Raw genomic sequence first — 24,418 nt, 5'->3', positions numbered from 1 at the left:
GGCGGGTGCCGTGAACCCGGTGCCGCCGGGCGCCGTGAACGCGCGCCATGAAATCCCACGACAGGTGAGGGAATTCCGTTGCAGTTCCGCCAACAGGCCCTCGCCAGGCACCAGTCCCCGGAGGACCTCGACCTTCCCGTGCGCCTCGCCCGCCCGCAGGGCCGGCTCGTCCTGGCGGTGACGGTGCTCGCGCTGGCGGGCTCCGCCGTGTGGGCGACGACCGGTTCGGTGGCCTCCGCGGTCGGCGCGCCCGCGATCCTCACCCACGGCGAGGGCAGTTACGTACTGGAGAGCCCCGCGTCCGGCCAGGTCACCGCGGTCCTCGCCGAGGAGGGCGAACGGCTGCCGGCCGGCTCCCCCGTCCTGAAGGTCCGTACGGACCGGGGCGACACGGTCGTCCGGGCGGTCGCCGCGGGCCGGGTCACCGCGCTCGCCGCCACCGTCGGCCACATCCTCCGCACCGGCGAGGACATCGCCGTGGTGGAGAAGGTCGCCCATGCCGACGACCCGCTGTACGCCACGGTGTACGTCCCGGCCGAGAACGCCGGCTCCGTCCCCGCGGGCGCGCCCGTCGACCTCACCGTCCAGACGGTGCCGTCACAGCGGTACGGCGTGCTGCGCGGGCATGTGAAGTCCGTCGGCCGGTCCGCGCAGTCGGCGCGGCAGATCACCGCGTTCCTCGGGGACGGCCAGCTCGGCGAGCAGTTCACCGGGCAGGGCCGGCCGGTCGCCGTCACCGTGCGGCTCGACCGGGCGGCCACGACGAGGAGCGGTCTGAAATGGTCCTCCGCGCAGGGACCGCCGTACGCCCTCACCTCCATGACCCTGGCCACGGCTTCGATCCGGCTGGCCGACCGGCGTCCCGTCGATTGGCTGCTGCCGTGACCGTCACCCGGGACCACCGGCGGGGCCGCCGCGCCGCCCCGCCCGCGCGCAAGCCCCGTACGGCGGGCGCGAGGACCGTACGCACCCCCACCGTGTTGCAGATGGAGGCCGTCGAGTGCGGCGCCGCCTGTCTCGCCATGGTCCTCGGCCACCACGGCCGGCACGTCCCGCTGGAGGAGCTGCGGGTCGCCTGCGGCGTCTCGCGCGACGGCTCGCGCGCGGGCAGCCTGCTGAAGGCGGCGCGCGGTTACGGGCTGACGGCCAGGGGCATGCAGATGGACCTGGCCGCCCTCGCCGAGGTGCGGGCCCCCGCGATCCTCTTCTGGGAGTTCAACCACTACGTCGTCTACGACGGCACCGGCCGCCGCCTCGGCCGCCGCGGGGTCTTCGTCAACGACCCCGGCAAGGGCCGCCGCTTCGTGCCGATGGAGGACTTCGACGGCAGCTTCACCGGTGTCGTGCTGGTCATGGAGCCGGGCGAGGACTTCGAGCGCGGCGGACGCCGGCCGGGGGTGTGGGGCGCGCTGCCGGCCCGGCTGCGCGGCACCGCGGGCACGATGCCGACGGCCGTCCTGGCGAGCCTGCTGCTGGTCCTGGTCGGGGCGGCCGTGCCCGCGCTCGCCCGCACCTACATCGACCTGTTCCTGATCGGCGGCCAGACGTCGCCGCTGGGCGTGCTGTTCACGTCGATGGCCGTCTGCGTGCTGCTCACGGTCCTGCTGACCTGGTTGCAGCAGGCCAACCTGCTGCACGGCCGCATCATCTCCTCGACCCTCTCCAGCGCCCGCTTCCTGCGGCATCTGCTGCGGCTGCCGGTGACGTTCTTCGCCCAGCGCAGCCCCGCCGACCTGGTCCAGCGGCTGCGGTCGAACGACGCGGTGGCCGAGACGCTGGCCCGTGACCTCGCAGCGGCGGGCGTGGACGCCGTGGTGGTGGTCCTGTACGCGGTGCTGCTGTACACCTACGACCCGCAGCTGACGTTCGTCGGCATCGGTGTGGCGCTGCTCAACGTGGTCGCCATGCGCGTGGTGATCCGGCTGCGCGCGACCCGTACGGCGAAGCTGCGCGCCGACAACGCCCGGCTCGCCACCACCGCCTACACGGGCCTCGAGCTGATCGAGACCATGAAGGCGACCGGCGGCGAGGACGGCTACTTCCGCAGGTGGGCCGGTCAGCACGCCACCACCCTGGAGGAGCAGCAGCGGCTCGGGGTGCCGGGTGCCTGGCTGGGCGTGGTCGCGCCGACGCTCGCCATGCTGAACAGCGCGCTGATCCTGTGGATCGGTGGGGTCCGGGCGATCGAGGGGCACATCTCCGTCGGTCTGCTGGTCGCCTTCCAGGCGCTGGTGGCCCGGTTCACCGCCCCGCTGACCCGGCTCAACGGCGTCGCGGGCCGCGTCCAGGACCTCGCGGCCGACATGGCCCGGCTCAAGGACGTGGAGAACTTCCCGGCGGACCCGCCGCACGGGCGCGGGGGCGGCGGCCCGGGCGCCGACTCCACCCGCCGACTGCACGGGCATGTCGAGCTGGAGGACGTCACGTTCGGCTACAGCCCGCTGGACGAGCCGCTGCTGTCCGGCTTCGACCTGAGTGTCGGACCTGGCCGTCAGGTGGCGCTGGTCGGCGGCTCGGGCAGCGGCAAGTCCACCGTGTCACGGCTCGTCTCGGGCCTCTACCGGCCGTGGCAGGGAGTGATCCGGATCGACGGGCGACGGCTGGAGGACATTCCGCGCGGGGCGCTGGCCGCCTCCGTGTCCTTCGTCGACCAGGACGTGTTCCTGTTCGAGGGCACGGTCCGCGACAACGTGGCGCTGTGGGACCCGTCGGTCCCGGACGAGGCCGTGGTGGAGGCACTGCGCGACGCGGCGCTGTACGACGTCGTCGCGCGCCGCCCCGGTGGCATCCACAGCCGGGTCGAGCAGGACGGCCGCAACTTCTCCGGCGGGCAGCGCCAGCGGCTGGAGATCGCGCGGGCGCTGGTGCGCGGGCCCAGCGTCCTCGTCCTGGACGAGGTGACGAGCGCGCTGGACGCGCAGACCGAGCTGACCGTGATGGACAACCTGCGCCGGCGCGGCTGCGCCTGTGTGGTGATCGCCCACCGGCTGAGCACCGTGCGCGACAGCGACGAGATCGTCGTGCTCCGGCACGGCGCGATCGTGGAGCGCGGGCGGCACGAGGAACTGGTGGCGCGCGACGGCGCGTACGCCGCGCTGATCAGGGAGCGCTGAGATGACGACCGTCGCGGAGGACGACCACGTGCTCGGCGCGCTCGGCGCGCTGGGCACACCGGTCGACTGCGCGGGCCTGACCCGGCTCGACCTGGCGGGTCCGCAGGTGCTGTGGCTGGTGACGGCGGGCGCCCTGGACCTGTTCGCGGTCGACGCGGCGCAGCAGGGGCACTGGCACCACCTCGGCCGGCTGGAGGCGGGCGCGCTGCTGCCGGGCCCGGTCGCCGGGCCCCGGCACACGCTGATCGCCCGCCCGGTCCGCGACTGCGCGGTGCGCCGGATCGGGCTGCGCGAGCTGTACCGGCCCCCGGCCGGCCAGAACCGGTCGTACGACGCCTACGGCGACCCGCAGTACGTGCCGCCGGCCGGCAGCCCGCTGGAGTACGCCCTCGCGCTGGGCGTGGGCCGGGCGCTGACCGTCCTCTTCCAGGCGCCGATGGCCGGCGAGCCGGCCGCGCAGGACCGGGGTTCCCCCGGGAACGCCGGTCCGGGCCCCGGGGACGACGACGTCTTCTGGGTGCAGGTGCCGCCGGGCAGTGTCCGGTACGGCTCCCTGTACGGCCCGGAGGCCGCCGCCGACCTGCTGATGGACCCCGGCCTCTGGCAGGGCCTGGTCGACCGGCAGTACCGGCTGCTGGCCGGCCTGGACCGCTGGATCGAGGAGCTGGAACGCACCCACGAGACCCGTACGGCCGCCGGCGTCAAGGCGGGTGAGGCGGTCCGCGCCCAGGCCGACCGGACGCTGCTCGCCTCGATCGGCGGCCGGTCCGGGCGGCCCATGACGGCCGCCGACGCGGACGCCACCCACGCCGCGTGCCGACTGGTGGCCCGGGCGGCCGGGATCACTCTGGCGGCGACCGCTCCGAGCGGCACCGGCGGCGACCGGCTCGACCCGGTGGAGCAGCTCGCCCTCGCCTCGCGGGTACGCACCCGGGCGGTGCGGCTGGAAGGAGCCTGGTGGCGGGAGGACGTCGGCCCGCTGGTGGGCCGACGCGCCCTGTCCGGAGCGCCGGTGGCCCTGCTGTGGCGGCGCGGCGGATACGTGGCCGTGCATCCGGCGACCGGCCGCGAGACGCCTGTCGAGCGGGCCGACGCCCAGGAGTTCGAGCCGCGCGGGGTGATGTTCTACCGTCCGCTCCCGGAGCGCGTGCCCGGACCGCTGCGGCTGCTGCGGTTCACCCTGCGCGGCACCGGCGGCGATCTGGCCCGGCTGCTGCTGAGCGGCCTGGTCACGGTCGCGGTCGGCGCGCTGGTGCCGGTGGCCACCGGCAAGGTGCTCGGCGAGTACGTGCCGACGGCCCGGCCTGGGCCGATCGCGCAGGTCTGTCTGGCGCTGATGGTGGCGAGCGTGGTCGCGGCGGCCTTCACGCTGCTCCAGAACCTGACCGTGCTGCGGCTGGAGGGACGGATCGAGGCGGCCCTCCAGCCGGCCGTCTGGGACCGGCTGCTGCGGCTGCCGACCTCGTTCTTCGCCGGGCGTTCCACCGGTGAGCTGGCGAGCGCGGCCATGGGCGTCGGCGCGATCCGCCGACTGCTCGCGGGCGTCGGGCCCACGGTCGCCCAGGCGGTCACCGTCGGCGCGGTGAACCTGGGGCTGCTGCTCTGGTACAGCGTGCCGATGGCGCTCGCGGCGATCGGGATGCTGGTGGTGATCGCGGCCGTGTTCCTGGGGCTGGGACTGTGGCAGGTGCGCTGGCAGCGGCGGCTGGTCGTGCTCGAGAACAAGCTCGACAACCAGGCGTTCCAGACCCTGCGCGGGCTGCCCAAGCTGCGGGTGGCGGCGGCCGAGAACTACGCCTACGCCGCCTGGGCCGCGCAGTTCGCGCGCGGCCGGGAGCTCCAGCGACGGCTCGGGCGGATCAAGAACCTCGACGCCGTGCTGGGCGCGGTCTGTCTGCCGGTGTGCACGCTGCTGATGTTCGTGCTGCTGGCCGGTCCGGCGCGGGGTTCGCTGTCGGCCGCCGGGTTCCTCACCTTCAACACGTCGGTGACCATGCTGCTGACCTCGGTCACCCAGCTCACCGGCGCCTTCGTCACGGCGGTGGCCGCGCTGCCGCTGTTCGAGGAGATCAGGCCGGTGCTGGACGCCGCCCCCGAGGCGCCCTCGACCGGCACCCGGCCGGGCCCCCTGTCCGGCGCGATCGAGGCCCGGCGGCTGTCCTTCCGCTACGCCGACGACGGCCCGCTCGTCCTGGACGACGTGTCGTTCGCGGTGCGGCCGGGCGAGTTCGTGGCCGTCGTCGGCCCCAGCGGGTGCGGCAAGTCGACGCTGCTGCGGCTGCTCATCGGCTTCGACCGGCCGCTCTCGGGCAGTGTCCTGTACGACGGCCAGGACCTGGCCGCCCTCGACCCGTCGGCGGTGCGCCGGCAGTGCGGTGTCGTGCTCCAGCACGCCCGGCCGTTCACCGGCTCCCTGCTGGACGTGATCTGCGGTACGGAGCCGTACCCGCCCGAGGAGGCGATGGCGGCGGCCGAGCTGGCGGGGCTGGCCGAGGACATCAGGCGGATGCCGATGGGCCTGCACACCATCGTCTCGGGCGGGGGCTCGATCTCCGGCGGCCAGCGCCAGCGGCTGATGATCGCCCAGGCGTTGATCCGCCGGCCGCGCATCCTGTTCTTCGACGAGGCGACCAGCGCCCTCGACAACGAGACGCAGCGCACGGTCATCGAGAGCACCAGGGCCCTCGACGCCACCCGGGTCGTCATCGCGCACCGCCTGTCGACGGTGCTGGACGCCGACCGGGTGATCGTGATGGAGGACGGCCGGATCATCCAGCAGGGCCCGCCGGCCGAGCTCCTCGCGGACACCGGCGGCCGTCTGCACGAACTGGTGCGGCGGCAGCTCGCCTAGACCCTGTCAGGCCACCCACCCGCCGCCGGGCCCGCCGTACGGTTCACGCGTCCAGGTCCGGGATCGGGGCTCCGAAGGGCACGCCCGCCGCGACGTAGGCGTCGTAGTACTCCTTCCAGTGCACACGGGCCCCGGAGTGCGGCCCGGCGGGGCGCTCGCCGCGCGCGAGGGCGTCGAGCGCGGCGAGGCACACCTCCCAGCCGGCTCCGTTGCGGGCGGCGGCGTCCGCCTGGCCCAGCACGTCCGTGAAGACGAGCCGGGTACGTCCGTCGCCCGCCTCGGCCAGGTCGAAGCGCAGTTCGTCGCCGCCCCAGTCGAAGCACAGCGCCCGGGGCGGTTCGACGTGGACGACCCGCCCGGTCGAGGGCGGCATGTGCGGGTCGCCGCTGAAGGCGACGGTGCCGCCGGGGCGCAGCTCGATCTCCGCGCGGGAGGGGAACCAGTGGACGAGCTCGTCCGCGTCGGTGACGAACCGCCACACCCTCTCGACCGGGTGGTCGTAGGTGCGCTCGAAGCGGACGGCGGTGCGGCCGTCCTCCAGGGTGAGGCAGGTGCCGGTGAGGTCTACGGGCATGGTGGTTCGGTCCTTCCTCGGCTGAGGCTGATCGCCGACGGTCCGTGGGGGGGGCCGTACGGACGACGGGTTCCCTCCCCCAGCGAAACGTTGCCGTTTCGTTGGAACTGTTCTAGCCTCCATGTGTACGAAACCGTTTCGTTCAATTCTTGGCAAAGTCCGGGCCGCTCACTGCCCGGGCCTCGCCGAGGACCGGACGACCGCCTCTGGAGTGGTTCCCGATGTCCCAGAAGACCGTGACCGAAGACACCCGCACGGGTGCCGCGGAGGCACCGCCCGGTGCTTCCCCGAAGCGGTGGTGGATCCTCGCGATCATCGCCGTCGCGCAGCTGATGGTGGTACTCGACGCGACCATCGTGAACATCGCCCTGCCCTCGGCCCAGGCCGACCTCGGCTTCTCCGACGGCAACCGGCAGTGGGTCGTCACCGCGTACGCGCTCGCGTTCGCCTCCCTGCTGCTGCTCGGCGGCCGCATCGCCGACCTCTTCGGACGCAAGACCGCCTTCCTCATCGGCGTCGTCGGCTTCGCCGTCGCCTCCGCGCTCGGCGGGGCCGCGACCGGGTTCGGCATGCTGGTCGTCGCCCGCGCCCTCCAGGGAGCCTTCGGCGCGCTGCTCGCGCCCGCCGCGCTCTCCCTGCTCAACACGACGTTCACCGACGCCCGCGAACGGGCCCGCGCGTTCAGCGTGTACGGCGCCATCGCCGGTGCCGGCGGCGCGGTGGGTCTGCTGCTCGGCGGACTGCTCACCGACGCGTTCGACTGGCGCTGGACGCTGTACGTCAACGTGGCCATCGCGGTCGTCGCCTTCGCGGGCGGATGGGTCCTGCTGAGCAGCCACCGCGACGCCGCGAACGCCAAGCTGGACGTACCCGGCACGATCCTCGTCGCGGCCGGCCTCTTCTCCGTGGTCTACGGCTTCTCCAACGCCGAGACCCACGACTGGAGCTCCCCGCTGACCTGGGGCTTCCTGATCGTCGGCGTCGTCCTGCTGGTGGCCTTCGCCTGGTGGCAGACGCGTGCCGCACACCCCCTGCTGCCGCTGCGCATCCTGCTCGACCGCAACCGCGGCGCCTCGTTCCTCGCCGTCCTGATCACCGGCGCGGGCATGTTCGGCGTGTTCCTCTTCCTCACCTACTACCTCCAGCTCAACCTCGGCTTCAGCCCGACCAAGACGGGTGTGGCGTTCCTGCCGATGGTCGCCGCGCTGATGGTCGCGGCGCAGGTCGGCACCACGGTCCTGATGCCCCGTATCGGCCCGAAGACCGTCATCCCGCTCGGCTTCGCCATCGCCACGGCCGGCATGGCCTGGCTGTCCGGCCTCGAGGTCGGCTCCGCCTACTCCAGCGCCGTACTGCCCCAGTTGGTGGTGACCGGCCTGGGCCTCGGCCTGGTGATGCCGCCGGCCATGCAGATGGCCACCGGCGGGGTGGCGGCCGAGGACGCCGGTGTCGCCTCCGCGACCGTCAACGCCATGCAGCAGGTGGGCGGTTCGATCGGTACGGCCCTGCTGAACACGCTGGCCGCGACCGCCGCGACCGACTACCTGGCAGGCCGGGACGCGACCAGCAAGCTGGTCCAGGCGCAGGCTTCGATCGAGAGCTACACCACCGCCTTCTGGTGGTCGGCCGCCCTCTTCGGCGCCGGAACGGTGATCGCGTTCCTGCTCTACCGGCGCGGGGTGCCGCAGCAGGACGCGGACGCCCCGCAGGTCGTCCACATGTGAGTCGGCCGGTGGCAAGTCAATCGGTTCCGCGGGAAGTTCACCGCTTCGGATGAACAAGATCGTACGAGCCGTCGGACAGGGGTGAGCGTCACTCCGCCGGGGTAGCCAGACAGACCCGAAGACCGACTGCCGCGGTGGAGCGACCATGACTCCGCAACCCCCCGACCGCGACCCTCCCCCCGAACCCAACGCCTGCGCCCGCACCCGGACGAGCGGCCCGTACACCGTCGTCGAGGTGACGGGCGAGGTGGACATCGCCACCGCCGACCTGGTCGCCGAGCACCTGACCGCGGCGGTCTCGCCGCCGGCCCCGGACGTGCTGGTCGACCTTCGGCCGGTCGCGTTCCTCGACTGCTCGGCACTGCGCGTGCTGTGCCGGGCCGAGGCACGGGCCGTCGAGCACGGCGGCCGCCTGCGGGTCGTCTCCGACGACCCCCGGGTGCACCGGCTGCTGCGGGCGGCGGGCCTGCTGGGCCGCTTCCCGCCGCTGCCCGTACTGCCCGGACAGCGGCGGGACTCCACGTGATGCCAGGGGCCGGCCGGAGGCCCCACTCCGCCCGGCCGGCCCCTGGTGCGAGATCGCACGGGCCCCGCGACTGGGGCTCGCACTCCCCACCTGCGGGCCTCTCCTTGTGCTCACGGAGGCCGCACGATCCCGGTCCATGGGGTCAGAACTCGAACACGCTGGTCCCGTAGGCGCTCTTCACGCACGCGTTGGCGAAGGTGCGCTCGTAGGAGACGCGCTTGCCCTGCCAGACTCCGTCGACCGTGACGACCACGGGGGCGTACTCCCTGGTGCACAGCACGTCGCCCCGGGTCGTCAGGGCTTCGAGGTCGCCGCCTGCGGCGCGCAGTTCGGCGCAGGCCTGGGCCGCGGCCGGATGGGTGCCGGACGCCGTCGGGGCGCAGGTCAGGGTGACCGCCCGCGCCGGGCTCGCGACGGCCGCGCTCTCTCCGTGCCCCATGGTGAGCACCAGGGCCGAGGGGGCGTAGAGCGACATCGGGCTGGCGCTCTGGGCGGCGACCGAGGCCCCGGTGAGGGGTCCGCAGACGGCGGCGGCGGTGAGGCCGAGGGTGGCTGCCAGGCGCGCGGTGCTCCGCATTTTGTGCATCCTTCCGCTTGATTCGAGGGTGAGCCGACCGCGGACCGGCGGGTGCCGCGGCGGCGAGCGCGAGTCTGCCGAGTCCGCCGCCGAAACACACATCGAACCCACAGGTTTCAGTAACATTGCGTATTGAATCAGTGGCGTGAAGTCACGGAATTCGAACAGCACATCCGCTCAACCACGGGGTTCCCGCTCCCGGGAACCGGCCAGATGGCCCGTTTTCACGTGCTCGTTAATAGTCCGGAAACATTCCACTTCCGCTCCCGGTGGACTTTTTCGCGCCCTCTTGTGTTCATCTTCGGATCGCGTCACGGCGGCTGCCGGACGCCGCCCGGGGCTCCCGGCCGGCGTCCGGCCCCTGGCCTGCGGATCGTCACATACCCGCGAGTATGGTCGGCGTGCGGCACACGGCCCGACGACGAGAGGCGGTACGGATGGCCAGGCACTGGGCGGACTTCCAGTACGAGATCTACCTCAACGGGATGACGGGCGCGGTCCCCCGGCTGCCCACCGACCTGACCCGGCTGGAGGAGCTGACCGAGCAGCGGCTCGGCCCCGGCCCGGTCGGCTACGTGGCGGGCAGCGCGGGCGACGGCAGTACGGCCCGCGCCAACCGGGCCGCCCTGGAGCGCCGTCGGATCGTGCCGCGGATGCTGCGGGACGTGCACGAGCGTGATCTGTCGGTGGAGGTGCTGGGCCGCCCGCTGCCCGCCCCGCTGGCGCTGGCGCCGATCGGGGTGCTGTCGATCATGCACCCGGACGCCGAGACGGCCGCCGCGCGGGCCGCCGCCGCGCAGGGCGTGCCCTACATCCTGTCCTCGGCGTCCAGCACGCCGATGGAACAGGTCGCGGAGGCGATGGGCGACGCGGAGCGCTGGTTCCAGCTGTACTGGGCCAAGGACCGCGAGGTCACCCGGAGCTTCCTGGACCGGGCCAAGGCCTGCGGGTACACCGCGCTGCTGGTCACCCTGGACACCCCGCTGCTGGCCTGGCGGCCGCGCGACCTGGACCAGGCCTACCTGCCGTTCCTGCACGGCGTGGGCACCGCCAACTACTTCTCCGACCCGGCCTTCCGGGCCGGGCTGGCCAAGCCGGTGCACGAGGACCCGAACGCGGCGGTGATGCACTTCGTCGGGATGTTCGCCGACCCCGCGAAGACCTGGCCGGACCTGGCGTTCCTGCGCGAGAACTGGGACGGGCCGATCGTGCTGAAGGGCATCCTGCACCCGGACGACGCCCGGCTCGCGGCCGACGCCGGCATGGACGGGGTGGTGGTGTCCAACCACGGCGGCCGTCAGGTGGCCGGATCGGTGGCCGCGGCCGACGCGCTGCCGCGGGTGGCCGCGGCGGTCGGCGACCGCCTCACGGTCCTGTTCGACAGCGGCATCCGCACCGGCGACGACGTCTTCAAGGCGCTCGCGCTCGGCGCGCGGGCGGTGCTGCTCGGCCGCCCGTACGCCTACGGTCTCGGCCTCGACGGCCAGTCGGGCGTCGAGCACGTGATCCGCTGTCTGCTCGCCGAACTGGACCTCACCCTGGCCCTGTCCGGACACGCGCGCCCCGCCGACGTCGGCGCCGCGGACCTCGTCGAGGACCCCGTCTGAGCGCGCCGGGCGGCGGGGCGCGGCCGGTCAGACCCCGACCGGCCGGGCGGTCGCGGTGCCGGTGACGGCCGGCGGATCCTGGGCGGCCGACCCCTCGTCGGTCAGCCAGCGCTGGCCGACGGAGTGGTCGCGGACCTTGACGACGAGGCCCGCGCCCGGGTTCCCGCCCGCGGGGGCGAGGGCCAGGGTCTCGTCCCAGCGGGGCAGCAACTCGCCCTGCACGGTGAGGTCGTAGCGCACGTCGTCGCCCCGCGCCTCGCCCTCGTCGGCGCAGGTGCCGAGGATGACGACACCGGCGTCCGCGTGCGCGTCCAGGCACAGCGACGGATCGGCCATGCTGCGCAGCAGGCCGTCGTCCTCGTACGTCCACTGCTGGGTCCAGGCCGAGGAGCAGACGGCGAGTTCGGCCGCCGTGCCCGCCTTCGGCACGCCCGCGATGTCGAGGCACAGGTCGGCGTCGGCGTTGCGCAGCCGGGTCTGCCGGGTGCCGGTCGGCAGCCGGGCGCCGCCGGACGCGGCCTGGGAGTCGGTGGCGGGGGCCGTGGCCTGGCCGCCGGTGACGCTGGCGGAGGCGGTCGGGTCGGTGCCGCCGTCGTCGCCCGGCCAGAGCCCGACGACGAGCAGGGTCGTCAGCACCCCGGCCGAGGCGAGGCCGACGCCGTTGCGCAGGGCCCGCGGCGAGCGGGACCCGTCCGTGGGCCGGCGGGTCGGCAGCGGGATGCGGGCGAGGATGCTCCGGGAGGCCGCGCGGCGGGCTCGTCTGCCGCCGCGACCCGCGGAGCCGCGGGCACCACCCTCCTGGGCGGAGCGGCCGGGACGGGAGTCGGCATAGCGCCGGGCGCCCCAGCCGAGCACCGCCTCGGCGAGCAGGACGCCGAGGCGGCCCTCGAAGTGCCCGAGCTGTTCGGCGGCGGCACGGCAGTAGCGGCAGTCCACCAGGTGCCGCTGGACGTCCGGAAGGAGCCCGCTCCCGCGGCGCATCGGGACGTCCAGGAGACGGTTGTAGTGGCGGCACTCGGCCGTCGGCGACAGTTCCCGGTGGGCCCGTACGAGGCCCTCGCGGAGCTTCTCCCGCGACTGCTCCAGCGCGTCCGTCGCGGTCTCCACGTCCATGCCCAGCAGGCCCGCGGGGACGGACACCGGTTCCGACTCGACCTCGACGTGCCACAGCAGGCACTGGGCGAAGGGCGGCAGGGACTGGAACGAGCGCTGGGCCAGCTCGCGGTTCTCCGGGGTCATGGACTGCGCGGCGCGCATTCCGCGCCCGCCGGCGGGCTTCTGCAACGCGGGCAGCACCGCGGCTATGTCCTCCGCGGCGGCCCAGTGGCGCACGGTGTCACGCACGGTCACCAGCAGCCGGGGGCGCAGCGCGGCAGCCGGTTCGCCGAGGTTGAGGCGGTCGAAGACCTGGTGGAACGCGGCGCCGGTGACCATCGCGGCGACCTGCGCCGAGGACGCCAGGCAGATGGTCGCGTACGCGTGCACCGGCTGCCAGTGCCGGGCGATGAGCAGCGCGGTCGACTGGGCGACCTCGGCGTCCGGGCCGCCCCTCATCCGGAGCGCGAGGGCCTCGTCGGATTCTCCGGGGTCCCCGTCGGACGGGGAGAAGGGCGGACGAGGGGGGTGGGGGGTGGGCACTGAGCGGATTCCTTCCCGTGCGCGCGTGAGCACACAGAACTTCTGGTCACCCCAGGGGGCCGCGGGGTCGCCGCGTACCTTTCGGGTGGGTGCGGGAGAGCGAATTCGCCGGATGTGCACCGGCCCGGTCCACCGAAGGGCGATCGAGACCGGCCGTGGCCCCCGCACGGGTTCTTCAGCCTTACACAACTCACTCGTGCGCAACAAGCCGCACGAACAACAACCGCCTCTTTGACAAATAGTCAGATAGCGCGCCAACTCGCGCCCCATGTGTACGCATTCGGGAATACTGCGCCCCGTGTGAAACGCGCGCACACTCCGGGGCTCCGCGCACTCTCCCGGCAGCCCGGCCGGTGCGGTGGACTGGACCCCGGCCTCCCCTCGGAGGCCCCGCGCGGAACGGCGGCTCTTCCGCGCGAAACGGCCGCCGGTCCTGTTCGATCCGCCCTCGACCGGCGGCCTCGGGGCCCCTAGGGCCTGTCTGACCATTCCCGGGGAGGCGGGAATGGTCAGACAGGCCTTGGTGGGGGATCAGAGCTGCCAGGAGCGCAGCCGGTCGGCCGCGCCGTACACGTCCGTCTTGCCGCCCATCAGGTCGCGGGCGAGATCCACGAGGGCGCCGTAGGGCGGGTCGATGCCGACACCACTGACGAACATGTAGGCGACGGCGGTCGCACAGGCGAAACGCGCGTTTGCCGTCGGCAGGGGTTTGAGCAGGGCAAGGGTGTGCAGCAGCGCGGCGGCGCGCCAGGCGGGATCGGAGTCGACCCCGAGCCGGGGCGGATCCACCCGGTGCCGGGCGACGGCGGCCACCAGGGCGGAGAAGTCGTTGACGGTGGGCTGGTCGGGCAGTACTTCCTCATGGCGCTGAAGCAGCCAGGGCACGTCGATATGGATGACGGGGGCCATCGGTCAGGCGGCCCGCCCCTCACTCTTGGCGGGCGGTTCGTCGTCGGGGAAGGCGGCCGCGAACTCCTCGGCGTGGGTGGCGAAGAACCGGCGGAACGCCTCCGCTCCCTCCTGGAGCGCCCGGTGCCGGGCTATGTCGGCCGCGGCGGCCTCGCGCACGAGCGCCTTCATCGACGTACCGCGTTCCTTGGCGATCTGCCGCAGGTCCTCTAGCTCGCGGTCGCTGAACTCCACGTTGAGAGCTGGCATGGAACTCACGGTACCGCGCGACCACTTTCCCGTAAATATCCGCAGGTCAAAGGCATATGCCTGCGGTACCCGAGGGTCGCGTGGGACCTTGGGCCACCCCTGCGCGGCACGCGGGCCCGGGTCACCGGCGGTAGCCGGGCGGTGTCCGGACGGGACCTGGTCCCGTCCGGACACCGCGCTTCACTCCGTGCTACGCGTCAAGTCGGCTGATCCGTACCGCCCCTCGGGTCTCCCCCGGGTGCGCGCTGGTCAGGGTGAGCCGCAGCCGGGAGCCGGTCACCGCGTCGAAGGTGATCAGCGTCGGGGTGTCCGAGGCGGTGGCCCGGTCGACGGACATCCCGGTCACCGGCACGTACCGGCCGCCGCGCCAGACCGCGACCTCGACCGCCGCGGGCGGTGTGTGCGTGGCGTCCTCGGTGAAGGACACCGCGACCCGGTCGAAGGTCCGCGTCCGGCCCCAGTCCACGGTGACCCGGTCCTCGGGGCGCGCGCCGCTGAACGCCGGCAGCAGGGCCGTCGCCGACTTCACGAAGGCGTTGGACCAGCCGGTGGCCGGGTCGCCGTCCAGCATCGCGGCCGGGAGCGTGTCGGGACGGCCGGAGTAACCGGCGTCCGCGTGGGGGTAGTCGGTCGGGGCCGGCGGCTCGGGGGCGAACCGCGCCGCCGGGGTGGTCGCCGCCGAGCGGACCCGGGTGGTGCGCACGACCGCGGTGTCCGGACGCAGTCCGTCCGCACGCGCCGTGACCTTCAGCGGGCCCTCCCCGGTGCCGGAGCGCACGATCGCCAGGGCCTTGCCTTGGAAGGCGGTGCGGGTGCTGGCCTGGTAGCGCTCGGCGCTCTCCTGGCGGCCGTTGTCGAGCCCGGCGAGGGAGCCGCCCTTCACCTCGAAGGTGATCAGGTCCTCGGCGTCCGGCACCACCACGCCCCGGGCGTCGACCACCTCCGCGGTCACGAACACCAGCGAACGCCCGTCCGCGGCGAGGGAGGCGCGGTCCGGGGTGAGCCGCAGGGCGTGCGGGACGCCGGCCGTGCGCAGCACGTCGGTGGCGACCACCTTGCCGCCGCGTCGCGCCACCGCCTTCAGCTCGCCCGGCACCCAGGCCACCCGCCAGGCGAGGTGGAGTTTGCCCGCGCTGCCGTTGGGGCTGGTGTAACTGCCCGGCCAGGGGCCGCCGGTGAAGGTCTTGTCGTCGCCGGTCGCCTCGGTGGTCTCCAGATAGCTGCGGCCGTCGGTGGTCGTCTTGGTGTCGAACGTGCGGGTGCCGAGCGACTTGCCGTTCAGGAACAGCTCGACGGTGTCGACGTTGGCGTACGCCCAGACCTCGACGGTGTCGCCCGGCTCGTGGTTCCAGGTCGTCGGCAGCAGGTGCACCATCGGCTCGTCGGTCCACTGGCTGCGGAAGAGGTGGTACATGTCCTTCGGGAAGCCGGCCGTGTCCACCGCGCCGAAGAAGGACGCCTTCACCGGGAAGACGTTGTACGGGGTGGGTTCGCCGATGTAGTCGATGCCCGACCACAGGAACTGGCCCGCGAACCACTTACGGTCCCGGTCCTTCTTGTGCCCGTACTCGCCGCTCATGGTCCAGGAGGCGAGGTTGTTGTCGTAGGAGGAGGTCGCCCGCCGGCCGGGGGTGTGGTTCTCGCCGGTGTTGAGGTGCTCCGGCTCCTGGTACGTGCCGCGCGTCGAGGTCTCCGAGGACGACTCGGACTCGAAGAGGAAGAGGTGCGGGTAGGCCGCGTGCAGGGCGTCCACGGACTGCGCGGTGTTGTAGTTGAGGCCGAGTCCGTCCAGCTTGGCCAGCATGAGATCGGCGGCGGAGCCCTTGGCGGGCAGCCGCCGGTATTTGTCGGAGCCGATGACCAGCGGGCGGGTGTCGTCGGCGGCCCGGATCGCCGCGATGATGCGGTCGGCCATGGCGAGTCCGGCGGTGGCGGTGGAGTCGGGGATCTCGTTGCCGATGGACCACAGCACCACGGCGGGCGAGTTGCGGGCCGCGAGGACCATCTCGGTGGCGTCCTTCTCGCACCACTCGTCGAAGAACCGCCCGTAGTCGTAGCGCGTCTTGCCGGTGCGCCAGCAGTCGAACGCCTCCACCATCATCACGATGCCCAACTCCTCGCAGACCTCGATCATCTGCGGCGAGGGCGGGTTGTGGGAGGTGCGGAAGGCGTTGACGCCCATCGACTTCATGAGGGTCATCTGGCGGCGGACGGCGTCGGTGCTGACCGCGGCGCCCAGCGCGCCGAGGTCGTGGTGCAGGTCGACGCCCTTGATCTTGACGTGGACGCCGTTGAGGTGGAAGCCCTCGTCCGGGTCGAAGCGGAAGGTGCGGATGCCGAAGGGGGTGCGGTAGGTGTCGGTCCGCTCGCCCGCGACCCGCAGTTCGGTCTCCAGGGTGTAGCAATGGGGAGCCGCGAAGTCCCACAACTTCGGCTCGGGGACCGTGAGTTCATGGGTCTCGGTGACCGTGCCGGCCGCCGCGGCCGGGGCGGCGACCGTGGTGGTCGTACGGGCGACCGTCCGGCCGCCGGGGGCGACGATCCGCGAGACGACCTCGACGTCGGCGGCGGCGCCCGAGTCGTTGAGCACCTGGGTGCGCACCCGTACGAGGGCGCGCTCGGCGGTGACCTCCGGCGTGGTGACGCGGGTGCCCCAGCGGGCCACGTGCACCGGTTCGGTGACGACCAGGCGGGCCTCGCGGTAGATGCCGCTGCCCGAGTACCAGCGGCTGCTGGGCAACTGGTTCTGCACCTTGACCGCGAGGACGTTCTCGGTGGTGCCGTCGGTGTGCACGAGGTCGGTGAGGTCGAGGGCGAAGCCTGTGTAGCCGTAGGGGTGGTGGCCGGCCTCGGTGCCGTTGCAGTAGACGTACGCGTCCATGTAGACGCCGTCGAACTCCACCGAGATCCGCCGCCCGGCCAGGGCCGGGGGCAGGGTGAAGGCGAGGCGGTACCAGCCGAGGCCGCCGGGCAGGAAGCCGGTGCCGGAGGTGGTGCCGTACTCGGTGGTGGGGGTCTGCTCGATGCTCCAGTCGTGGGGCACGGCCACCCTGCGCCACGACGAGTCGTCGTGGCCGGGGTCGGCGGCGTCGGCGTACGCGCCCGTCGGGTCGGTGAGCCCGCCCGGGTCGACCAGCGCGAAGCGCCAGCCGTCGCGCAGCGGGACCGTACGGCGTCCGGAGCGGCCCCCCGCCTCGGCGGCCCAGGCCTGCGCGGTGCCCGACAACGCTCCGGCGGCCGGTGCGGCCGCGGAGGCGAGCAGGACCGATCTGCGCGTGACCGTCATGACGACTCTCCTTCATCAAAGCTCATCAAAGCCCAGAAGTGCTCACAACTGATCGCGAACAAACAGAATCTGATGTCGGGTCACCCCGGCGCGTCAAGACTTCGTCATGGCTCTTCTGCTCGCGGCGTCCCGTGCGCCGCACGCCAGGGCCGGAACATCACCGCCGCCGGAACATCCCGCGTACGGCGTCACGGTCCCCACGGGAGCAGTACGCACTAGGCTGGAAGCTCAAGTGACCCACTTGTCACTGTGAGTGCGCGCGATGGAGTGGCGACGATGACCCCGGACTACCCGTTCGACGATGCCGAGACGGCACGGGCTGTCATCGCCGGTGACGGCACCGTGAGCTCTTGGAACGCGGGAGCCCGGCAGCTGCTCGGCTGGGAGGCGGCCGAGGTCGTCGGACGGCCCGCCGCCCGGTTGCTGGCCGACGGCGACAGCCAGCCGGCGCCCGCCTCCGCCGGGGGACGCTGGTACGGGACGGTCACGCTGCGCCATCGCGACGGCCGCGCCCTGCCGGTGTGGCTGCTCGCCCACCACCGGCAGCCGCAGGACGGCGAGCCCGGACACTGGCTCGTCGTCACCCCGCTGGAGATCGCCGACCGGCCGGCGGCGGACGCCGCGCTGGCACTGGCGGCGCTGGTCCAGGCCCCGTGCGCCGTCGCGGTCTACGACGAACGGCTGCGGCTGCGTCACGCCAACCAGGCCATGGCCCAGGTGCTGGGCCTGCCCGAGGAGCGGGTCCGGGGCCTGCGGGTCTCCGAGATCGGCGGCAGGCCCCAGAGCGCGGAGCTGGAGTCGCAGCTGCTGCGGGTGCTCCTGTCGGGCCGCCCGCTGGACAGCAGGTCGTACCTGCGTACCGGCGGGGAGGGCCGGGCGCGCGCCTGGCTGGCCCGGATGGCCCCGGTCGCCGACGCCGAGGGCCGGGTACGGGGTGTGTGCCTGGCCGTCCACGACCTCACCGAGAGCCACCTCGCCCGCGAACGGCTGCAACTCGTCAACGAGGCGAGCATGCGGATCGGCACCACCCTCGACGTCACCCGGACCGCGCAGGAGCTGACGGAGGTCTGTGTGCCGGCCCTCGCCGACTTCGTCAGCGTGGACCTGCTGGATCCGCACGATCCGGGCGGCGAGCCGCCGGGGCCGTTCACCGCCCCGGCCGAACTGCGCCGGGCCGCCCACCGGTCGCTGCACCCGGGCACGCCCGAGGCCGCGGTCAAACCGGGCGACACCCAGGCCTACCCGGCCGGATCACCCCAGGCCGACGCGCTCGTGGCGGGCCGCACGATCGCCGCGACGGTCGCGGGCGGCTCACTGGACCAGTGGCTGACCTGGGACGACGCCCGCACCGGCTCGGTCACTGAGCTCGGCGTCCACTCCACCATGGCCGTGCCGATCCAGGCCCGCGGCACGACGCTGGGCGTGGCGGTCCTCACCCGGTTCCGGCGGCCGGACCCCTTCACCTCCGACGACGTGCTGCTGGCGCAGGAGGTGACCGCGCGGGCCGCCGTGTGCATCGACAACGCCCGCAGGTACTCGCGCGAACGCGAGACGGCGCTCGCGCTGCAACGCAGTCTGCTGCCCCGCACCCTGCCGCGGACCGCGGCCGTCACGGCCTCCTCCCGCTACCTCCCGGCGGCGCGGGCCGGGGTGGGCGGCGACTGGTTCGACGTGATCCAGCTGTCCGGGATGCGGGTCGCCCTGGTCGTCGGTGACGTCGTGGGCCACGGCATCCAGGCCTCGGCCACCATGGGCCGGCTGCGCACCGCCGTACGCACCCTCGCGGACATCGACCTGGCCCCCGACGAGCTGCTCACCCACCTCGACGACCTGGTGCTGCGGCTGTCCGCGGACTCCGGCGGCGAGGGCCGCCCCGGCGAGGTCGGCGCCACCTGCCTCTACGCGGTGTACGACCCGGTCTCCCGGCGCTGCACCCTCGCCCGCGCCGGACATCCGCCGCCGGTGATCCTGCCGCCGGGCGGGACGCCGCAGCAGGTCGACCTGCCCAGCGGGCCGCCGCTGGGCCTGGGCGGGCTGCCCTTCGAGTCGACCGAGCTGTACCTGCCCGAGGGCAGCGTGCTGGCCTTCTACACGGACGGGCTGATCGAGTCCCGCGAGCTCGACATGGACGCCGGACACAGGCTGCTGGTCGAGGCGCTGGCGACGCACACGGGCTCCCTGGACGAGACCTGCGACCGGATCCTGCGCACACTGCTGCCGCCGGGCGGGGCCGCCGACGACGTGGCCCTGCTGCTGGCCCGCACCCAGGGACTGTCCGCCTCCCAGGTCGCGACCTGGGACATCCCGGCCGATCCCGCGCTCGTCGCCCGGATCCGCAAGCAGGTCGTCGAGCAGCTGGCGCTGTGGGGTCTGAGCGAGGTCGCGTTCACCGCGGAACTGGTGGTCAGCGAGCTGGTCACCAACGCCATCCGGTACGGCGCCCGTCCGATCAGGCTGCGGCTGATCCACGATGCGGCCACACTGATCTGCGAGGTCTCCGACACCAGCCACACGGCACCGCACCTGCGCCGCGCGAAGACCTGGGACGAGGGCGGCCGGGGCCTGCTGCTGGTCGCCCAGCTCACCCAGCGCTGGGGCAGCCGGCACACCACCGACGGCAAGACGATCTGGGCGGAGCTGGCGCTGTTCGAGGAGAGCTGAGTTCCGGCCGAACCGGGCGGACTCCGGCCGGCGGCCGCGTCGGTCCACCGAGAGAGGGCACCCGATGTACATGCCACAGTCGAAGAGCCTCTCCACCGCGCTGCTGTGCGCGCTCGCGCTGCTGGGGTCGGCGACCGCCTGCTCCGCGGCCGACGGCGCACCGGCCGCGTCCCGGCCCACGGCCGGCAGCACGCTGAGCGCCACCACGAGCACGGCGGCGCGTACGCCGGCGAGTACCGCGGTGAACACCGCGACCGGTACGACGGCGGAAGCGACCCCCGGCACGACCGGGGGGCGCGCGCCCGGTGCCGCGGACGGCACCCGCTGTCACACCTCGCAGCTACGCGCCTCGGTCGGCCGCAACGACCCGGGGGCCGGGCAGGAGAACTTCCCGCTCGTCCTCACCAACAGCTCCGCACGCACCTGCACGCTGTACGGCTTCCCGGGCGCCGCGTTCCTGGACGGCGCGGGCCGGCAGGTCGGACCGGACCCGAAGCGCACGTCCGGCCAGAAGCCGACGACCGTGAAGCTGGCCCCGGGACAGAGCGCCTGGGCCGGGCTGACGTTCGCGAACCCCGAGATCAGCGAGGCGAGCACGGCGATCCCGGACTGGCTGCTCATCACCCCGCCGGACGAGCAGGATCCGCTCAAGGTGCACTGGACGGCCGGGAAGGTCCCGGTGGCCGGCAACGCGTCGTCGGTGTTCCTGACCGTGTTCAGCGCCGGCCGCGGCGCCTGAGAACCGCTCCACGGGCCGACCGGGCCGGTCAGCGGCGGCCGCCGCCCGCCCGGCCGTAGCCGCCCCCGCCGTCCCCGCCGCCGTAACCGCCTCCGCCGTACGAGCCGTCGTCCGTGCAGGAGTACGGGTAGTACGTGCACACGTCCGCGCCCGTGGCCGAGCTGCTCGGTGTCGGCGTCGCCGATGCCGTCGGGCGGGCCGCGGAGGCCGTCGGCGTGGGGGTCGAGGTCTTCTTCGGGACCGCCGCGACAGTGGGCGTGGCGGACGAGGTGTCGGCGTCCCAGTTGACGGCCTGCATCTGCGGGCCGGTCTCGGAGGTGTCGATCGCCCAGCGCTGGACCGAGGTGTCGGTGCGGTTCTTCACCACCAGGGCGCCCGATCCGTCGGCGGCGGCGGGGCTGAGGGCCAGGTTCTGGTCCGAGCGGGGCACCAGGGTGCCCTGGAGGGTGAAGTCGTAACGGACGTTCCTGCCTCCCGGTTCGGACTCGCCCGCGCACGGCTCCAGCCGCACCGAGTAGCCGAGCCGGGAGTCCAGGCACAGACCGCGCACCGCGACGCTGCGCAGCAGGCCGTCGGTCTCGTACGTCCACTGCTCGCTCGTCGCGCCCGAACAGGTCGTCAGCACGGTCTCGGCACCCTCGACCGGCCTGCCGGAGACGGCGACGCAGAGTCCGGAGGCCAGGTTGTGCAGCCGGCCGCGCAGGGCGCCCTGCTGCTCCGTCCCGCTGCTGATCCACGAGGGGCGGGTGGTCGCCGTGCTGTTCGTACCGGTGCCGGTCGCCTCGCTGCCGCCGGTGGTGCGGCCCGCCCGGTGTCCGGAGCCCAGGGCGGACCACAGGACCAGGGGCAGCACGACCAGACCGCTGACCGTGAGGACGGCGGCGGTGAGGTTGCGGCGGCGGGCGGCCCTGGCCCGCTGGGCGGAGCGGCGCGCGCCCCGCGATCGTACGGCCTCACCGGGCTCGGGCTCCGGGGACGTGAACGACTCCCCCGCGACGCCCCCGGCCGTGCCCGGCTCCGCCGCGCCCGGCGTGAGCCGCCCCTCCCGGACCGCGCCGGCCTCGGCCCTCACGGGACCGGTCAGCCGGGACGCGACATAGTCGGCGGCGCCCCAGCCGAGCACGCCCTCGGCCAGGGCGAGGCCGAACCCCGTGTTGAACACGGCCAGTTGGTCGGCCGTGTCCCGGCAGTGCCGGCAGCCGTCCAGGTGCTCGCGGAGATCGGGGTCGACCGCGGAGCCGCCGCGCCGGTAGGTGACGTCCAGCAGCCGGAGGTACTGACGGCACTCCTGCCGGGGCGCGAGCTCCTGGTGGAGCTGGAGGCACTCCTCGCGCATCCGGTCGCGGCCGCGGCGCAGCGCGACCCGCGCGCCCTCCTCGTCCAGACCGATCAGCGCGGCGGGCACGGACAGCGACTCGGCCTCGACCTCCACGTGCCACAGCAGACAGCGGGCGGCCTGGGGCAGCCGCTGGAACGCGCTGGACAGCAGGCGCCGGTTCGCGGGCGGCAGCAGCCGGGCGGCCGCCCGGTCGCCGTCCTCGGCCGCGGAGCGCAGCGCGGGGTGGAGCAGATCACGCCGGTCGTCGGTGTCCCACTCGGCCGCTATCCGGCGCACGGTGACGAGCAGCCGGGGCCGCCAGGCCGCGGTCGGCCCCTCGTGGCGCATGGACTCGCCGAACAGCCGGGTGAACGCGGCGGTGGTCAGCATGCCCGCGGCTCGGGGGCCGTCGGTGCACAACCGGGCATAGGTGAAGGCCGCTTCCCAGTGGCGGTCCAGCAACTCGCCGACGGGATGCAGTGCGGGTGACGCCCCCGTCCACTGCTTCAGCTCCGCGCTCAGCTGAGCGTCGGTCGCCCCGAACCTGAGCTCCGGTTCCGGGGAATTCGTCGGGCCTGCCTCATTCACGGCTGCATTCCTCCCAATGACCTGCGGCATAAGTCCGTACCAAGGGTCACGGGACTCCGCCGACAGGAGGTGGGGAGTCCCGATTGCACGGTGTTCGGCATCTCGGGCGTCCGCCGGTGGCTGCTCTTTCGAAGCGTGGGGGGTGGACGGGAGTGGCCTTGTGCGCGCGGCGGGGAATTCCTTGACCGCGCGCGGACAACGCACACCTTTGCACAGGCCGGGGAGACGGAACAAGTGATCCTGGAGTTTTGCGCATTGGGTTTCCTCGCACGGCAATTGACGAAACGTCAATCGACATCGCGCGGCGGATTGACGTCCCTTGCGCGAGGGGGAATTGCGGTAAGCATTCACCGACCGAAACGCACCTTCACGGGATGTCGCCGGGTTCGCGGAACGCCCCGCGGCAGCGAGGCGTCCGTGCGGTACCCGGTGCGCACCGCACGGACGCCCGCGGTCGTCAGTGGCCGGCGACGGGGTGCGGGGTGTAGGGCTCCTGGAGCTGCTCGATCTCCTTGTCGCTCAGCTCCAGTTCGACGGCCGCCACGGCGTCCTGGAGGTGCTGCGGCTTGGCGGCGCCGACGATGGGCGCGGTCACCGCGTCCTGGTGCAGCAGCCAGGCGAGGGCGACCTGGGCGCGCGGCACCCCGCGTTCGGCGGCGATGCGGGTGACGGCCTCGACGATGCCCCGGTCGCTCTCCAGGTAGAGGGTGCTGCCGAAGGCGTCGCCCGTGCTGCGCCCGGTGACGGTGCCCCAGTCCCGGGTGAGGCGGCCCCGGGCGAGCGGGCTCCAGGGCAGCACGCCGACGCCCTGGTCCGCGCAGAGCGGCAGCATCTCCCGCTCCTCCTCCCGGTAGAGCAGGTTGTAGTGGTTCTGCATGGAGACGAACTTGGTCCAGCCGTGCCGTTCGGCGGTGTACTGGGCCTTGGAGAACTGCCAGGCGTACATCGAACTCGCCCCGATGTAGCGGACCTTGCCCGCCTTCACCAGATCGTGCAGGGCCTCCATCGTCTCCTCGACGGGGGTGTGCGGGTCCCAGCGGTGGATCTGGTAGAGGTCGACGTAGTCGGTGCCCAGGCGGGTGAGGCTGTGGTCGATCTCGCTCATGATCGCCTTGCGGGACAGACCGCCGCCGTTGGGGCCGGTGTGCATCCGGCCGTGCACCTTGGTGGCGAGCACGATCTCGTCCCGGCGGGCGAAGTCGCGCAGCGCCTGGCCGACGATCTCCTCGCTGGTGCCGTCGGAGTAGACGTTGGCGGTGTCGAAGAAGTTGATCCCGGCGTCCAGCGCCTGCCGGATCAACGGACGTGAGGCCTCCGCGTCGAGCGTCCACTCGTGCGCACCGCGGTCGGGCAGTCCGTAGGTCATGCAGCCCAGACAGATCCGCGACACGTCCAGACCCGTCGAACCGAGCTTCACGTACTGCATCGTTGCTGCTCCTGCCTTCGGATGGGATACCTGACGGAGCGTACGTCGTCACCCGGCCGCCACGACGGTGGACCGGCGCCGGGCGGCGTCAGACGGGCCCCAGCAGGTCCAGCGCCCGCGTCCAGTCGAAGTCGGGCCGTCGGCCGTCCGCCCCCGGCTCGCCGGAGTACGGGTCCCCGAAGCGCACGCCCATCTCACGCAGACGTACGAGGCTGTTCCGGTAGGCCGGGTGACCGGCGAGGGGGTCGGCCACGCAGGGCAGCACGGCGATCGGGACGCCCATGCCGGCGGCCTCGTTCAGGGTGGCCAGGGCGAGGGTGTCGGCGATCCCGGCCGCCCACTTGTTGACGGTGTTGAAGGTGGCGGGCGCGACGGCCACGGCGTCCGGGGGCGGGAAGGGGCGCGCCTCGCCCGGCCTGCGCCAGGCGGAGCGGACGGGGCGCCCGGTCCCGGTTTCGACGGCCGCCATGTCGAAGAAGCCGTTGCCCGCCGCCGTGGGCGTGGCGAAGACGCCGACCTCCCAGCCGCGCTCCTGCGCGGCGACGACGAGTGTGCCGACGTCCGCGGCGATGCCGGCCGCGCAGACGACGACGTAGAGGAATGGCTTCCCGTCCTGTTCGGTCATCCGCGCA

Annotated in this window: 17 protein-coding genes; 8 read left to right on the top strand and 9 right to left on the bottom strand. The window is 73.4% G+C overall.

All coding sequences use genetic code 11. From position 1 onward, the window contains the following. Window positions 1-78: 78 nt before the first annotated feature. Genes ACWC24_RS26720 through ACWC24_RS26710 form a run of 3 tightly spaced genes read left to right on the top strand, consistent with a single transcriptional unit; the run spans window position 79 to window position 5,964 of the window. Window positions 79-885 (top strand): HlyD family efflux transporter periplasmic adaptor subunit, encoded by an 807-nt coding sequence (locus ACWC24_RS26720; RefSeq protein WP_450665410.1) that lies wholly within the window; start codon window positions 79-81, stop codon window positions 883-885. After that, window positions 780-3,113: an NHLP family bacteriocin export ABC transporter peptidase/permease/ATPase subunit gene (locus tag ACWC24_RS26715; RefSeq protein ID WP_450665409.1), complete on the top strand. Its 2,334-nt coding sequence runs from the start codon at window positions 780-782 to the stop codon at window positions 3,111-3,113. Before ACWC24_RS26720 ends, ACWC24_RS26715 begins: the two co-directional genes overlap by 106 nt. Before the next feature lies 1 nt (window position 3,114). Next, the gene (locus ACWC24_RS26710) at window positions 3,115-5,964 is read left to right on the top strand and encodes an NHLP bacteriocin export ABC transporter permease/ATPase subunit (RefSeq protein ID WP_450665408.1); all 2,850 of its coding nucleotides are present in this window, start codon (window positions 3,115-3,117) and stop codon (window positions 5,962-5,964) included. A 43-nt stretch (window positions 5,965-6,007) separates the two neighbouring features. On the opposite strand, the gene ACWC24_RS26705 is transcribed toward ACWC24_RS26710, so the two are convergent. After that, entirely contained in the window at window positions 6,008-6,538 is a 531-nt protein-coding gene (locus ACWC24_RS26705; protein WP_450665407.1) for an SRPBCC family protein, read from the bottom strand. 221 nt (window positions 6,539-6,759) lie between these two features. Here ACWC24_RS26705 and ACWC24_RS26700 point away from each other — a divergent pair, with 221 nt between their 5' ends. Together ACWC24_RS26700 and ACWC24_RS26695 are read left to right on the top strand one after the other, a co-directional pair. Then, the gene (locus tag ACWC24_RS26700; RefSeq protein ID WP_450665406.1) at window positions 6,760-8,262 is read left to right on the top strand and encodes an MFS transporter; all 1,503 of its coding nucleotides are present in this window, start codon (window positions 6,760-6,762) and stop codon (window positions 8,260-8,262) included. Window positions 8,263-8,407: 145 nt separating this feature from the next. Next, on the top strand, window positions 8,408-8,788 hold the full coding sequence (locus ACWC24_RS26695) for an STAS domain-containing protein (protein WP_450665405.1): 381 nt from the start codon (window positions 8,408-8,410) through the stop codon (window positions 8,786-8,788). A 142-nt stretch (window positions 8,789-8,930) separates the two neighbouring features. On the opposite strand, the gene ACWC24_RS26690 is transcribed toward ACWC24_RS26695, so the two are convergent. Further along, on the bottom strand, window positions 8,931-9,365 hold the full coding sequence (locus ACWC24_RS26690; protein ID WP_450665404.1) for a protease inhibitor: 435 nt from the start codon (window positions 9,363-9,365) through the stop codon (window positions 8,931-8,933). 437 nt (window positions 9,366-9,802) lie between these two features. On the opposite strand from ACWC24_RS26690, the gene ACWC24_RS26685 reads away from it, so the two are divergent. Next, on the top strand, window positions 9,803-10,972 hold the full coding sequence (locus ACWC24_RS26685) for a lactate 2-monooxygenase (protein ID WP_450665403.1): 1,170 nt from the start codon (window positions 9,803-9,805) through the stop codon (window positions 10,970-10,972). Window positions 10,973-10,999: 27 nt separating this feature from the next. On the opposite strand, the gene ACWC24_RS26680 is transcribed toward ACWC24_RS26685, so the two are convergent. From ACWC24_RS26680 to ACWC24_RS26665, 4 genes are all read right to left on the bottom strand, one after another. Beyond that, on the bottom strand, window positions 11,000-12,610 hold the full coding sequence (locus tag ACWC24_RS26680; protein ID WP_450665402.1) for a ricin-type beta-trefoil lectin domain protein: 1,611 nt from the start codon (window positions 12,608-12,610) through the stop codon (window positions 11,000-11,002). A 531-nt stretch (window positions 12,611-13,141) separates the two neighbouring features. After that, window positions 13,142-13,519, bottom strand: a complete 378-nt coding sequence (locus tag ACWC24_RS26675; protein ID WP_152895219.1) for a toxin Doc — start codon at window positions 13,517-13,519, stop codon at window positions 13,142-13,144. Between the two features lie 3 nt (window positions 13,520-13,522). Further along, the gene (locus ACWC24_RS26670) at window positions 13,523-13,768 is read right to left on the bottom strand and encodes a hypothetical protein (RefSeq protein WP_152895220.1); all 246 of its coding nucleotides are present in this window, start codon (window positions 13,766-13,768) and stop codon (window positions 13,523-13,525) included. 190 nt (window positions 13,769-13,958) lie between these two features. Further along, window positions 13,959-17,054 (bottom strand): glycoside hydrolase family 2 TIM barrel-domain containing protein, encoded by a 3,096-nt coding sequence (locus ACWC24_RS26665; protein WP_450665401.1) that lies wholly within the window; start codon window positions 17,052-17,054, stop codon window positions 13,959-13,961. A 276-nt stretch (window positions 17,055-17,330) separates the two neighbouring features. Here ACWC24_RS26665 and ACWC24_RS26660 point away from each other — a divergent pair, with 276 nt between their 5' ends. Then, window positions 17,331-19,715: a SpoIIE family protein phosphatase gene (locus tag ACWC24_RS26660; protein ID WP_450665400.1), complete on the top strand. Its 2,385-nt coding sequence runs from the start codon at window positions 17,331-17,333 to the stop codon at window positions 19,713-19,715. Window positions 19,716-19,779: 64 nt separating this feature from the next. Then, window positions 19,780-20,454 (top strand): DUF4232 domain-containing protein, encoded by a 675-nt coding sequence (locus ACWC24_RS26655; RefSeq protein ID WP_450665399.1) that lies wholly within the window; start codon window positions 19,780-19,782, stop codon window positions 20,452-20,454. 28 nt (window positions 20,455-20,482) lie between these two features. On the opposite strand, the gene ACWC24_RS26650 is transcribed toward ACWC24_RS26655, so the two are convergent. The 3 genes from ACWC24_RS26650 to ACWC24_RS26640 all read right to left on the bottom strand — a co-directional run bounded on the left by ACWC24_RS26650 (window position 20,483) and on the right by ACWC24_RS26640 (window position 24,411). Then, entirely contained in the window at window positions 20,483-22,360 is a 1,878-nt protein-coding gene (locus ACWC24_RS26650) for a ricin-type beta-trefoil lectin domain protein (RefSeq protein WP_450665398.1), read from the bottom strand. 457 nt (window positions 22,361-22,817) lie between these two features. Further along, on the bottom strand, window positions 22,818-23,786 hold the full coding sequence (locus ACWC24_RS26645; RefSeq protein ID WP_450665397.1) for an aldo/keto reductase: 969 nt from the start codon (window positions 23,784-23,786) through the stop codon (window positions 22,818-22,820). 88 nt (window positions 23,787-23,874) lie between these two features. After that, window positions 23,875-24,411, bottom strand: a complete 537-nt coding sequence (locus tag ACWC24_RS26640; protein ID WP_450665396.1) for a flavoprotein — start codon at window positions 24,409-24,411, stop codon at window positions 23,875-23,877. Between the last annotated feature and the right edge of the window lie 7 nt (window positions 24,412-24,418).

The organism is Streptomyces sp. NPDC001443, from assembly GCF_053597355.1.
This window is presented reverse-complemented; position numbering and strand designations above follow the sequence as displayed.